The sequence below is a fragment of the Haloplanus rubicundus genome, from assembly GCF_003342675.1.
GTDB classification, from domain to species: Archaea; Halobacteriota; Halobacteria; order Halobacteriales; family Haloferacaceae; genus Haloplanus; species Haloplanus rubicundus.
The window spans coordinates 533,176-546,243 of sequence record NZ_CP031148.1; the positions used below are offsets into that span (position 1 = coordinate 533,176).

General features: G+C 68.7%; 12 protein-coding genes and 2 tRNA genes. 6 read left to right on the top strand and 8 right to left on the bottom strand.

Annotated elements, in window-relative coordinates; translation table 11 throughout:
- Positions 1-90 precede the first annotated feature (90 nt).
- Positions 91-720, top strand: a complete 630-nt coding sequence (locus DU484_RS03510; RefSeq protein WP_114584806.1) for a non-canonical purine NTP pyrophosphatase — start codon at positions 91-93, stop codon at positions 718-720.
- On the opposite strand, the gene DU484_RS03515 is transcribed toward DU484_RS03510, so the two are convergent.
- Positions 717-1,193: a DUF7384 family protein gene (locus tag DU484_RS03515; protein ID WP_114584807.1), complete on the bottom strand. Its 477-nt coding sequence runs from the start codon at positions 1,191-1,193 to the stop codon at positions 717-719. The genes DU484_RS03510 and DU484_RS03515 overlap by 4 nt on opposite strands.
- A gap of 497 nt (positions 1,194-1,690) precedes the next feature.
- On the opposite strand from DU484_RS03515, the gene pglX reads away from it, so the two are divergent.
- From pglX to DU484_RS03530, 3 genes are all read left to right on the top strand, one after another.
- Positions 1,691-5,887: a BREX-5 system adenine-specific DNA-methyltransferase PglX gene (gene pglX, locus DU484_RS03520; RefSeq protein WP_114605124.1), complete on the top strand. Its 4,197-nt coding sequence runs from the start codon at positions 1,691-1,693 to the stop codon at positions 5,885-5,887.
- A 261-nt stretch (positions 5,888-6,148) separates the two neighbouring features.
- Entirely contained in the window at positions 6,149-6,373 is a 225-nt protein-coding gene (locus DU484_RS03525; protein WP_114584810.1) for a UPF0175 family protein, read from the top strand.
- Entirely contained in the window at positions 6,374-6,886 is a 513-nt protein-coding gene (locus DU484_RS03530; protein WP_114584811.1) for a hypothetical protein, read from the top strand.
- 29 nt (positions 6,887-6,915) lie between these two features.
- Here DU484_RS03530 and DU484_RS03535 read toward each other — a convergent pair.
- The 5 genes from DU484_RS03535 to DU484_RS03555 all read right to left on the bottom strand — a co-directional run bounded on the left by DU484_RS03535 (position 6,916) and on the right by DU484_RS03555 (position 9,578).
- Positions 6,916-6,987 (bottom strand) — tRNA-Thr (locus DU484_RS03535).
- A 43-nt stretch (positions 6,988-7,030) separates the two neighbouring features.
- The gene (locus DU484_RS03540; protein ID WP_114605125.1) at positions 7,031-7,687 is read right to left on the bottom strand and encodes a DUF7114 family protein; all 657 of its coding nucleotides are present in this window, start codon (positions 7,685-7,687) and stop codon (positions 7,031-7,033) included.
- A 79-nt stretch (positions 7,688-7,766) separates the two neighbouring features.
- Positions 7,767-8,624, bottom strand: a complete 858-nt coding sequence (locus DU484_RS03545; RefSeq protein ID WP_114605126.1) for an NAD+ synthase — start codon at positions 8,622-8,624, stop codon at positions 7,767-7,769.
- A 103-nt stretch (positions 8,625-8,727) separates the two neighbouring features.
- The gene (locus DU484_RS03550) at positions 8,728-9,021 is read right to left on the bottom strand and encodes a hypothetical protein (protein WP_114584819.1); all 294 of its coding nucleotides are present in this window, start codon (positions 9,019-9,021) and stop codon (positions 8,728-8,730) included.
- Between the two features lie 134 nt (positions 9,022-9,155).
- Positions 9,156-9,578, bottom strand: a complete 423-nt coding sequence (locus DU484_RS03555) for a hypothetical protein (protein WP_114584820.1) — start codon at positions 9,576-9,578, stop codon at positions 9,156-9,158.
- Positions 9,579-9,682: 104 nt separating this feature from the next.
- Here DU484_RS03555 and DU484_RS03560 point away from each other — a divergent pair.
- A tRNA-Gly gene (locus tag DU484_RS03560) sits at positions 9,683-9,753 on the top strand.
- Between the two features lie 297 nt (positions 9,754-10,050).
- Complete coding sequence (locus tag DU484_RS03565; RefSeq protein WP_114605127.1) at positions 10,051-11,166, top strand: peptidase; 1,116 nt, start codon at positions 10,051-10,053, stop codon at positions 11,164-11,166.
- Positions 11,167-11,202: 36 nt separating this feature from the next.
- Here DU484_RS03565 and DU484_RS03570 read toward each other — a convergent pair whose 3' ends face one another.
- Together DU484_RS03570 and DU484_RS03575 are read right to left on the bottom strand one after the other, a co-directional pair.
- On the bottom strand, positions 11,203-11,940 hold the full coding sequence (locus DU484_RS03570) for an Nmad3 family putative nucleotide modification protein (RefSeq protein WP_114605128.1): 738 nt from the start codon (positions 11,938-11,940) through the stop codon (positions 11,203-11,205).
- Positions 11,937-13,046: a PQQ-dependent sugar dehydrogenase gene (locus tag DU484_RS03575; protein WP_114605129.1), complete on the bottom strand. Its 1,110-nt coding sequence runs from the start codon at positions 13,044-13,046 to the stop codon at positions 11,937-11,939. Before DU484_RS03575 ends, DU484_RS03570 begins: the two co-directional genes overlap by 4 nt.
- Positions 13,047-13,068 lie beyond the last annotated feature (22 nt).

Here is a 13,068-nt window from a genome sequence, read left to right on the forward strand (position 1 = left end):
AGCGTCGGGACCGCCCGGACGCCCGTGGGAGTGTCCGCGGAGTCACGACCGGACCGACGCCTCTTTGCCCCGACCGACCCCACGCCCGCCATGCTCCGGTACGTCACGACGAACGCCGGGAAGGTGCGCGAAGCCGAAGAGTACCTCTCCGACGGCTCGGTCTCGCAACTCGATTTCGACTACACCGAGATTCAGGCGCCGACGCTCGAACCCATCGCCGCCCGCGGCGCCCGCGAGGCCTACCGCCACGCCGGCGAACCCGTCCTCGTCGACGACGCCGGCCTGTTCGTCGACGGCCTCGACGGCTTCCCCGGCCCGTACACCGCGTACGCCGAGGAGACACTGGGCATCGAGCGGGTGAGTGCGCTCGCCCGCGACGTCGCCGACCCCGAACCGGCACGCGCTGCCTTCCAGTGCGTTCTCGCGTACTGCGACGGCGATCCGTTCGACGCCAGTCCCGACCCCATCGACCGCGGCGACCGGAGCGCGGCGGCGGCCGTCGACGAGGAGGACTCGGACGCCGACCTCCCCGTCAAACTCTTCGAGGGCGTCGTCAGGGGGCGCCTCGTCGAACCGCGCGGTGACGCCGGGTTCGGCTACGATCCCGTGTTCGAACACGAGGGGACGACGTTCGCGGAGATGGGGCCGGCGAAGAAAAACGCCGTCTCCCATCGCGGCCGGGCGCTCGGGAAGTTCGCGGAGTGGTACGCCCAGCGCTAGCTTCGCGGGTCCCGGTCCGGCCCCGGATAGTCCCCGTCCACCACCTCGCGATAGAGGCTCTCGGCGTCGAACAGCGACGCGAACGCCCGGGGATGCCGGGCGCTGGTCTCGACGCGTCCCCGGAGCGCGGCGCCCGCCGACGCCGACAGGAGCGCGTCGTCGAGCGTCAGGAGATGCATCGCGCCGCCGCGGTAGGCGGCGGCGAGCGCCGGGTGGTCGTCGTCGGGGTGGGTGACGAGTTCACACTCCTCGACGACCCGGGCGCGCCAGTCCCGCGCCAGGTCGGCGTCGCCGAGCGACCGGATCACGGCCGCGGCGTCGTCGAGGAGGGGGTCGCTGGCGACGAGGGTCACCCACGAGTGTTCGCGGACGTGATCCAGCGCCGTCCGGGCGGGGCCGCCGACGAGGAGGTCCGCGGCGAGGACGTCGGCGTCGGCGGTGACCCGTGCGGGCGAGGGCTCAGTCGTCGGCATCGTCACGGTGCCGGCGGAGCGCGTCGATCACGTCCGCCTCGGTTCGGTCGTAGCGCTCGGCGCGCGCGAAGAGGTCGGCCCAGGTCACGAGGGGTGTCCGCGGGGCCGAGCAAAGAGCCTTGCCCGAGGCATATCGCGTGACGGCATACCCCTGTCTGACGCACCTTTATAATCGGGCATGGTCAGGATACGCCTGGGCGCGCACCACCGGCTTCAGTTCCCATCCTCCCCACCCGCGCGCCCGGCACACCCCACTGGCACCTCGGTGCTCGGCGCCGTTCCCCCACGGCGCCGTCTTCGGCGACGCGTTAGCCGGCGGTCCGGCGACACGCTCTCGGGGCCGGGTACCGGGCTGGGGTGTCGACGCGGTCGAATCCCGGCATCTCGACGCTCACCGAAGACATCGACCGAGCCGTCCCGATCAAGAGCTAGGCCGGCCGTTCGCCAAGATTAAAGACGCTCCTGTCGGTCGATGTTTGCATACTGGATCACGGTCCATGGCAGGCGATTCACGCTCCCGACGGACGGCACAACTGGACAAGGCCGAACGTGAACATCTCGACGCAGTCGTCGAGAAGCTCCGCGAACGGGCCGAGGACAACGTCCGATATCAACTGACGCGGCAGGGTCTGGACGACGAGCCGGTGAATTCGGCATCGCTGGACGCGGATCTGGCGCCGCTCGTCGAGGCCATCGAGCTAGAGCGGGCCGACGGCGACACGTGGACCGAGGCGTTCGAGCAGTACGTCACGGGGGTCGGGTACACCGTCGTCAACCGGCTGGCCGCGTTGCGCTGTCTGGACGTTCGCGAGTTCGTCGACGAGGCGGTGACCGTGTTCAAAGCGAACGGGCTGACGCCCGCCGCCGAACGGCTCGTCCACGAGGCGTTCCTGCCGGCAGACGAGGCGACTCTCGAAGCGTACCACGACGCCTGTGACGATCTGGCCGACGAGATCGGGATTCTCTTCGACCGCGAGTCGGCGTACAGCCTGGTCGATCCCGACGCCGACACGTTCGAGGAACTGTGTGGGCTGCTCGACGAGGTTCCGGACGCAGTCTGGCGCGCGGACGACGTACTCGGGTGGGTCTACGAGTATTACAACCGTCCCGTCGTCGAAGCAATCGACGCGAGGAACACCCTCGAACCGGACGATGTCGGCCCGGCAAACCAGTTCTACACGCCTCACTGGGTCGTTCGGATGCTCGCCGACAACAGCCTCGGGAAGCTCTATCTCGAGGCGACCGGGCGGGAAGACGCCGTTCCGGAGCCCGACGCCCTCTCGCCCGAGGCACGAAAGGAACGCCTCGTCACGCCCGACGACGCACCGACCGTCGCCGAACTCTGCACTTATCTCATCCCCGACGGGGACGGCGGGGACGCCCCGTCGTTCGACCACCCCTCCGAGCTTCGCGTCCTCGACCCCGCCTGTGGGAGCGGGCATTTCCTGCTCTACGCCTTCGACATTCTGGAGCGGATCTGGTGGGCCGAAACCGACCTCGACCGACGCGAGATTCCGGCGAAGATCCTCGAACACAACCTCTACGGGGTCGACATCGACCTGCGGTCCTGCAAGCTCTCGGCGTTCAACCTCTATCTGAAGGCGCGAACCCGGGCCGAGAAAGAGGGCGGGGCGTTCGAGATGCCGAACGTCGGCATCGTCTGTGCCGACGCTCGGGTCGCCGACGTCGAGGCGGCCATCGACGTCCTCGACCGGATCGCGGGCGACGGAACGGCGGTGCGCGAGGCACTCGACGAGATCGTCGAGGCGTTCCGGACGACGCCGGCGCTCGGGAGTCTGCTGGACGTACAGGGGACCCTCTCGGAGGCGTTCGTCGCACAGGGGACGGACGCCGTGGAGTGGGGCGGCGACGCGCAGAAGCCGTTGAACGGGGTCCTGCGACAGCTCCGGGACGCCGTCGACGAGCGGACGGCCGATTCCTTCGACGAGCAGCACCTCCGGAGCTTCCTGCATCTGCTGGTGGTGTTGACGCAGGACTACGACGTCGCGTTGATGAATCCGCCCTACGGGGCGCGGGGCCGGATGCCGAGCGACGTCACCGACTACGTCGAGGAGCACTACAGATACGGTCCGGAATACTACGTCAATTTCGTCGAAGCCTGTGATCGGCTCTCGAAGCGGAACGGTCGTCTCGGGATGATCGTACAGCGGTCGTTCATGTACAAGCGCAGTTTTCGGGAGTTCCGCGAGGACTTCATCGGCCAACTCGGCGCGTTCGACTTCCTCGCGGAGTACGGGATCGGTGTCCTCGACAAGGCGACCGTTCGAACCGCCGGGACCGTCATCAGAACGGGGCGTAACGTCGCCGAGGATGTGGAAGGATTGTTTTACCGCCTTCACGATCCGGATCCCGGGGAGAAACAGGACGCCTTCCTTCGATCCGCGTTCACCAGTACGACGGGGGAGATCCAGCGGCAGTACCGACGCAAGCTACGCGAGTTCGAGCGCATCCCCGGCAGCCCGCTCTCCTACTGGGCCTCCACCGAACTCCGGTCACTGTACGAGGCCGAGACGGTGTTCGACGCGGAAAACGGGAACGTCGACCGGGACAGTCTCGGGGTCGTCAAACAGGGCCTCGCCACGGCGGACGACGCGCGGTTCACCCGACACTTCTGGGAGACTCACGACGACTCGTGGCGACCGTTCGCAAAGGGTGGTGAAGACGCGTGGACGCTGCCGTCGATCGACCTGAGCGTTCTGTGGGGTGATGACGGCACCGAAATCAAACGATACTGTGGGTCCAGACCCCAGAATACGCAGTACTACTTCGGCGAAGCTCTCACCTACACGTACATGAAATCGAGCGGGCGCCGGTTCGGCTATCTGCATCCGTCCTCGATTTTCGGCCACGCGGGGAACGTGTTCGTCCCGAACCGGGAGACCTGGAAGGCGCTCGCGTACGCGAACAGTCATCTGGTGACGTATCTCATGCTCTGCCAGACGCCGGAGCGACATTGGGAGGTGGGGAACGTCTCGAAGCTCCCGTGGCCCAGTAGCCTCGCGGAGGCCGACGGCATCGTGGACTCCGTCGAACACATCGCGGGCGCGATGCTCGCGACGCGGCAGTACGATCCGGCGTCACCGCACTACGAGGGTCCCCCGCTTCTCGACGGACTCGGGGACGGCTGGGTCCCGGACGTCTACACGACCCATCCCCATCGTCGACTCACGCGAGAGATAGCCGTCCCGGACCGGGTCGAACGCGTCTCGGTCGAGACGCCGATCAGGGAGTTGGGGGCCGCACACAGACGACGCGAAGCCCGACTCCGGGGCCGAATGGAGGCCTCGTTCGACGACATCGAGCGAACGATCCGGCGAGCGCTGGATCTCGGTGACGCGGCAGTCGACGAGATACGCACGGAAGTCGCGCTTCGAACGAACGAGACCCCTTGTGAACGGGACACGGCCGATCCGGAATCCATCACCGACCCCGGAGGGGACCTTCCGGAGATGGTCACCCATCTCCTGCTCCATCTCACGCACCGAATCGTCCACGAGGCCGACGACGGCATCGTCCCGATTTCGGACGTCGGTGGGGAGCCGGACCTCCTCGCTCGGCTCGAACGCGAGTTCGAGCGCATCTGGGGGCCCCACGCCCCCACTCGCCTCGCGGAGGTCGACCGAGTCCTCGGCAGCCGAACCGCGGACGAAGCGGCGTATCCGAACCTCCGCGCGTGGCTCGAAGACGATCTCTTCGACGCCCACGTCTCCACGTTCGACCGCACGCCGATCCTGTGGCGACTCACGACCGAGCGACTCGTCTCCGACCCGGAGGGTGAGGGATTCGCCTGTCTCGTCGACTACCACCAGCTAGATTCGGGCGTCTTCGACCGCCTGCAGAACCGATACCTCGAACCGCGCAAGGCGCTCCTTCGGGAGCGACGGCGCGCCGCGAACCGGCGGCGTGGCGACGACTCGCTCTCGGCGTGCGAGAAAGCCGCGGCAGACGAGTACACCCGCTGTGAGAGCGGGCTCGAACAGATTGCCGTCTTCGAGGAGCGACTGGCCGAGCTAGCTCGCCCGTCGCCGCGCGAGTGGCCCGAGGAGAAGCGGCGGATCGCGGCGGACGCCGTGCAGTCGGTGGCCGAGTTCAGAGAGGACACGGCGGCACGTCTGGAGACGCTGGAAGAACTGGCCGACCGCGACGACGTCGAGATGGACGCCCTGTTCAGCCCGTCCTTCTACGAGACGGTGCAGGAGAACCGAGAGGAGTGGCTCGACGCGCTCGACGATCTCCAATCTGCCTTCGAGGCCTACGCGGCCGACGGGTCCGTGCCGGTCGAGGCACACCGCTACGACCTCTTCGAGTACTACGACGACCTCGTCGGTTCGACACACTACGCGAGCAACGGGATTCTGTTCACGACGTACTACTTCGGAACGTTCGAGGACACCGGGCGGGATCGGCTCGGCGACGGCGGTGTTTCGGAACGTGAACGCTTACTCTCCGAGTTGGCGACTGGACTCGACGAGTACGAGGACCTCGCGGATGGCATCGCCGCGGCGTGCGACGCCGTCGCGAGCGACATCTCCGCCGAGTGGGCGGACCGAGCGCTCTCGGAGATCACGACCGCCGGCTACCAACCGAACCGAAAACACGGCGTCGAGATCAACATTCGACCGCTCGCTGACGCGAAGGTCGTCCCGGAGACGGTCGAAGACGACGTTCTCTGAGCGTGCCCGCGACCAAGCCCCTTCGTCTGGTTCGACTCCACGGGTCTTTCGTTCACCCGGCACCCATCGCTACTCGGTGGTTGAGTTCACAGAAAGCCTAGGCGGGATTTGGAACACCGGGGCTCTCGTCGCCGCCTCTGGCGGTCACACGTCGTGGTTTAGCGGGCTGTACCGACTGAGAAGGGAGCTGTTCACGCCGATTCCCGGTTCAACGCCCGGGCGGGTACATTCTTACGTAGGGAGGCCGGAGATAGGGATGTAATGGCGTCGTCCACCAGTTCCGAACCCACCGACGAGTTGGCGACCGCCGTCGGCCAGTACGTCCTCGGTGAGATCTCCCTCGGGAAGGCCGCCGAGGCGGCAGGGATGTCCCGCTGGGAGTTCGAGGAAGTGCTTCGGGATGCCGGTTTCGAGGCACTGTACGGGCCGCGAACGGACGACCAGCTGGAAGCGGAACTCGACACCGCCCAGGACCTCGGCGAGTAAATGGCGGAACGGCATCCGCAACCGGTGTTTCTCGACACGACCGTCGTCAGCAACTTCGCCAGCACGGACGGAATCGGATTGCTCACGACGGTGCTCGACTCGCCGGTCGTCGTGCCTGCCGTTCGCGAGGAGATCGAACGCGGGGAGCGTGCCGGATACGAGTATCTCGATGCGGTAGTCGATGCGCTCGCCGAGTCGCTACCTGTTCGAGAGGTACCGTCCGAAGCCGACCATTCGGACATCCGCGACCGACTCGACGCGGGTGAAGCGGAGTCGATACTGGGTGCGCTCGAACACGGCGGAACGGTAGCGACGGATGACCTGGCGGCCCGTCGAGTCGCCGAGAGTAGGGAGGTCCCCGTCACGGGTTCGGTCGGACTGCTCGTGCTGGGTGTCGAACGCGGGACGATTGCTAGCGAAACGGCTGACGACTGGCTCGATGGATGGCGAAAACATCGAGGATACTACGCGCCGGTCGAGAGCGTGAAAGAGTTACTTGACGACGAGCAGTAGAAACGAGGACAGTCTGCGCCGCAGGCGCAAGCCTAGGCCGGGATTTGAACCCGGGGTCTCGTCCTTACCAAGGACGCGCTTTACCGCTAAGCTACCCAGGCACGCGTACACCGCTTGGCCGGAATCGTCTTTAGGCGTTTCGATTTACGGGTCGGCGGCGGAGGGCGCGTCGCCGCCGGCGAGCGCGAGGATGCGGTCGGCCGCCGTTTCGGGAAGCGCGGTGTCGGGTGGCGGGAGGTCGCCCTCGAACTCGCGGGCGAGGTCGGCCGCGTAGTCGAGGAGATCCTCGCCCGGGTCGACGTCGACGGCGGTGGTACCGGCGGCGACGGCGAGGGCGAACACGTCCGCTTCGAGGGCGCGGTCGAGCGCTGTCCGGTCGGCGTCGGCCTCGCGGCGCCGGGTCTGATTCCGGCCGAACGCCCGGACCACCTCGACGGCGCGGTCGGCCGTCTCCGTGCGCGCGAGGAGGTAGAAGCCACGGGAGACGAGCACGTCGGCGGCGAGGATGTCTAGGTCGGCCCCTCGGGCGGCCTCGCCTTCGCCCTCGGCCCAGGGTTCGTCGTGGGCGAGGGTTCGCGTGAGGCGGAGCCCCTCGTAGATGAGCTGGACACCGGCGGCGCGCTCGGCGAGCGGGTCGGCGTCGACGGCGGCATCGAGCGCCGTGGCGCTCACCAACGTCAGGACGCTGGGCGTCATCGAGGCGTCCGCGAGCCGGTCGCGAAGCACCTCGCGGAGCCGTTCGGGTTCGATGTCGGCGAGCGCGTCGCGGGCGGCACGCCGAGCCCGTACGGCGTTGTCCATTATTCATCGGTAGCGGTGGGAAGGGCAAAGGCCTTTGGAAACGGCACCCAGCGCGGCGGATCGGACGTCGCGCCGTCGGTTATCGATACAGTGGATCGGGCGCTGGCGGCATCGCGCGCTTGTGGGCGCTCCGTTCGTACAGGTCGACGACGCGGTCGACCTGTTCGGGCGTCACGTCGAGCTGTCGCACCGTCGCCGACTTCGAGAGCGGGCCGTCGACGTGGAGCGCGAGGATGGCGTCGAGCGTGTCGTAACCCAGCCCCATCTCCGCCTCGTCGGTCTGTCCGATCCACATCTCCGCCGACGGCGTCTTGGTCACCAGGTCGTCGTCGACGCCGACGTGGGCCGCCAGCTGCCGCACCTGCTGTTTGTAGAGGTTGCCGATGGGGTTGCAGTCGACCGCCTGATCGCCGTACTTCGTGAAGTAGCCGGTGAGCGCCTCGCTCCGGTTGCCCGTCCCGAGGACGATGCGGTTCTCCGCGTTGGCGACGAAGTAGTTGAGGACGCCCCGAATCCGGACCCGGACGTTCCCCGCCGCGGTTCGGAGCGGGTCGGTGTCGATCCGCTCGCCGGCGTCCTCCTCTGGGAACGCCTCGACGAGGGCGTCGAAGATGGGGCCGATGTCGATCACGTCGTAGTCGATGCCGAGGTCACGGGCGACGCGTTCGGCGTCGCTCATGTTGTCGGCCGTGTTCACGTCGCTCGGCATCACGAGGCCGTGGACGCGCTCGGTCCCCAGCGCCTCGACCGCGAGGTGGGCCGTCAGCGTGCTGTCGATGCCGCCCGAGAGGCCGAGCACCGCCCCGTCGGCGCCGGCGTCCTCGACGACCGACTCGACGAACGCCGTAACGTGCTCCCGCGTCGCAGCCAGTTCCGCCTCCGAGAGGCGGAGGTCGAGCGGGGCCGACTCTTCCAGAATGACGGATTCGTCGCTCATCGACCTCGTGTACGGCTGCCAGTTTGAAATACCCTCCCGTTCGCGGGGTACGGTGAACGCGCGTTCGCGCAGGAAGGGCTAAACCGCGCGAACCGACAGTTCGTCACTCCACGTCGAGTGTCGTCTCGTCGACGGTGCCCGTCGTCCCGCTGGCCGCGTCGCGTCGCTCGCCCGTCCGCTCGTGTTCGGGGGACTCCGTCGCCGCCCCGGCCGGGTCCTCGCTGCCCTCCCGGATTCGGAGGACGCGCTCGTAGGGGAAGAAGTCCCGGCCGTCGGCGTGGGTCACCCAGACGCCCGAGTCGTAGAAGTCGACGGCGTCGGCGCGGAGTGGGTCGCCGCCGACGTCGGCGCTCACCTCGTCGGTCAGGTACAGCGCGTATGACTGGTTGGTGCTCATGTCAACTCCGAGCTACGACGGGGCGCAGTATAATTCTTCGGCGACGGCGGCTCGTACGGTTTACTGTCAGTCCGTCCCGGTGGGCCGCCGAGATGGTCCGGCAACCCACCGGTACACAGTTACAATAATCCGTATCAGGGTGACGACCGCAGTCGTCGCCGGAGGGCGCCGTCGTATTTCGAGTCGCGCACCCACTCGTCGACGCTCGTCTCGACGATGTCGCCCGAGGAGTAGACGCACGCGTCGTCGAACGCGATGACGTGTGTCGGCCAGGGGTACGGAAACTCCCAGCAGAAGGCGATGCCGACGCCGTCGCGGTCCCGGGCGACCGCCCAGGCGAGGGCGACGAGCGCGTAATCCTCGCAGTCACCGCGTCCCGATTCGACGCAGTCCCGGGGGTGCCGGGCGAAGTCGCGGAACCCGTTCCACGGGTCCGCGGTCCACTCGTACGTCGACCGCGACCACCCCTCGAAGTCGAACGTCCGCCACCACTCGTCCCGGTCGACGTACCGGTCGGGAACGAGGAAGGTGAGCGGCGTCCAGCGCCGCAGCTTCATGTGAGACGATACCATGTCGACGAAGATAGCGGTGGCGGGCGGCCGTCGGCACCTCGTATCCGATGTATTTATACGATTCATGGGCCTTTGTCCGAACGCCACGCGCGCCGTTGGTCCAGTGGTAGGACAGTGGCTTCCCAAGCCACTAGCCCGGGTTCAATTCCCGGACGGCGCATGATTGTCTCGAACGTAGTGAGAGACATCATCGCCCCGGGAATTGAATCAGGGAGTGAAGCGAGCGAACGCGAGCGGAACGACCGTGGTTCAATTCCCGGACGGCGCACTCCCTGCGGTCGTTTGCCGTCCGTAGTCCCCCTCGCTCACTCCGTTCGCTCACGGGACTCCCGGACAGCGCACCCCCTGCGGTCGTTTGCCGTCCGACGTCCCGTTCGCTTCGCTCACGGGACTCCCGGACAGCGCACTCGGACGTCCGACGCCACGATTTTAGTACCGCCGCGACCGACCGCCGGACGTGTTCGCCGCCGCCCTCCAGTCAGCCCCGCCCGACCTCGCCCCGGCGCTTTTCGCCCTCGGTGCGTTCGTCGTCTTCGCTTTCGCCCTCGGTGCCGTCGGGAGCGCCGTCGCCCGTCGCCTGTCGAACCCCGTCGGCAAGTACCGGCTCCTCTATACGGCCGTCCTCTTCCCGTTCGCCCTCCTCGCGTTCGCCGTCCTCGCGCTCCTCGGATTCGGGGGCGCCGTCGCCGCCGCGGTCCTCGGGCGCACCAGCGGGCCGGCCGCGACCCTCCTCACCGACTTCGCCGCCCTCCTCGGGGCGAGCGTCGTCGGGCTGGCGGCCTACGCGCCGACGATACGCGGCGTGCGGGCCGTCCGCGGCGTCGACCTGTCGACCGGCCGGGCGCTCGCTCGGATGGCGCGCTACGTCGTCGGCGTGAGCGCCGTCGTCACCGCCGTCCTCGCGCCGCTCCGCCTCGGCCCGGGGGTGACGCCGCTCGGCCTGGTGGGCGTCTTCGCCGCCCTCCTCGTCGCCGGCTTCGTCGGTGCGCCGTGGCTCGTCGCCGCGCTTCGCTCGACGGTGACGCCCGACGCGTCGACCCGGGAGCGCATCGAGCGCCGACGTGACCGGGCGGGCCTCGACGTGCGCGACGAGTTGGTGTTCGACACTGACGACGAGGAGACGGCGGCCGTCTACGTCCGCGGTCCGCCGGGCTACCGCCGGCTGTTCGTCACGACGACGTTCCTCGACCGCTTCGACGACGAGGCGGCGACGGCCCTGCTTGCGGCCGAGGCCGGCACCGTTCGGGCGCGCGTCGACGCCCTCCGGGTGGTGACCGTCGTCGCCACGGCGGTCCCGCTGGTCGCCGCGGTGAGCGGTACGGGACGGCGATGGCTCCTCCTCGGGGCGGCGTTCGGAACGCTGCTCGTCGGCTTCTGGCTCACCCGTCGCGGCGTGCGGGCGGCCGACGACTGGGCCGCCGACCGGGTTGGCGCCGACACACTCGCGGACGCCCTCGACCGCTACGCCGAGGTGCACGCGCTGGAGCCGACCCGGCGTCGCGTCCCGAACCCGCTCTCGACGACCGTCGCGCTCGGCGACCGGATCGACCGCCTGCGCTATCGTGGCGATTGAAACTGTTTGCACGGCCGACCGTACGCCGCACTGCGATCAGCTGTGTACCGACTTTCGATCGCTACTATCCGGTTGCCCCTCGTCGACGACGGCCCGTAGCCGCGCCGTCGCGTCCGCGTCGTACCGGAGCACCCGCCGCCACCACGGTCCCTTCCCCGAGTCGCTCGACAGGTCGGTGACGAGGGGCCCGGCCGTCGCCCCGGCTTCGGGTGCGCTCAGCGGCACCGCCCGGTCCAGCAGTCGCGAGCCCTCACCCCCGGCGACCAGCACCTTCGCGTCGAAGTCCGCGCGTTTGACGTGGGCGTTGCTCGCGAACCGTGCCCGCTCGCTGGCGTCGAGTTCGCGGTACGTCTCGCCCGTGATGGCGCGTTCGACCCGAAACTCTCCGATCAGGTAGGCGCCCCACTCGGGCGGGAAGGCAGGCGCCTCGGCGGGGTCGCCCCGTAGCGAGAGCGTCGCGTAGAAAAAGAGCGAGTCGCCGGGGTCGAGCGTCGAGAGCGGCCCCGCCTTCACGCCGTGTTCGTCGCCGTAGGTGTAGGTCGTCGACCCGTAGACGCCGGCGAACTCCGGGTCGAGGTGGACCCGCCGGTCGGCCACGTCGCTCACGTCCACGCCGAGCGGCACCGAGAGGTCGCCGTAGGTGGGTACCGACTCGGCCGTCGGCTCCCGTTCGGGGATGGGGACGTACGCGAACCGACCGTCGGGGGTGACGGGGCCGCGGAAGCCGGGGAGCGTGGTGTTGGCGCCGACGTTGATGGCGATGGCCCGGCTCATTCCGGCGTAAACCGGAACACCCGGTCGTCCGCGCCGACGGGCGACCCCCGGCCGTCGCGGTTGCTCGTCACCGCGTGGAGGTGACCATTCGGCCCGGTGAACACCGTCCGGAGGCGGCCGTACGCCCCCTCGAAGAGGCGTTCCTCGTCGGCGACGCTCTCGCCGTCGAACCGTACCCGGTGGAGGTGTTCGGCCTTGAGCGTCCCGAAGAAGAAGTCGCCCTGCCACGCCTCGATGGGACCGTCGTAGAACGCCGCGCTCCCGGGGGCGATGGTGGGGGAGTAGTGGGCGAGCGGGTCGGTGAACCGGTCGTCGTCGCTCGGTCCCTTTGCCTCGGGCCAGCCGTAGTTCTCGCCCGCCCGCAGGACGTTGATCTCGTCGGCGACGTGCGGGCCGTGTTCGGTGCTGTAGAGGCGCCCGTCGCGGACGGCGAGGCCCTGCGGGTTGCGGTGGCCGTAGCTGTAGACCGGCGAGTCGAACGGGTTGTCGGGGTGGACGTCGCCGTCGAGCGTGAGTCGCAGTACCGACCCCGCGAGAACGTCCCGTCCCTGCCCGTTCGCCGCCTCCGCGGCGTCCCCACAGGTCACGTAGAGCGCGTCGTCGTGGACGAGCAAGCGCCCGCCGTCGTGGATGTGCGCCCCCGGAATCCCGGTGAGGAGTGGCTCGCCCGCCCAGCCGTCCGTCAGGTCGTGGCGGACGAGGCGGTTCGCGAGGCCGTCGCTCGTCTCGTAGGTCTGGTGAGTGTAAGCGTAGGGTTCGGCGGGGTGGAAGGCGAGGCCGAGCAACCCGCCCTCGCCGACGCCCTCGACGCCCTCGACGGATTCGACGACCGTCTCGACCGATCCGTCGGCGAGGCGGACGATCCGTCCCGGTCGCTCGGTGAGATAGAGCATCCCGTCGCGAAAGGCTGCGCCCCACGGCACCTCCAGCCCGGTGGCGAGCGTCTCGACGGCGACGCCGCCGTCGGCGGCGTCGGTGCTGGTAGCGCCGTCTCCGTCCTCGCCGGCACCGGCGGTCCCGTCCCCGTCGCCGCCCCCCGACCGCCCGGCACATCCGCCGAGCGCCGCCGCGGCCCCGAGGGCCGCGAGGTAGCGTCGTCGGTCCATACTGGGGGGTAGGACTGGAGCG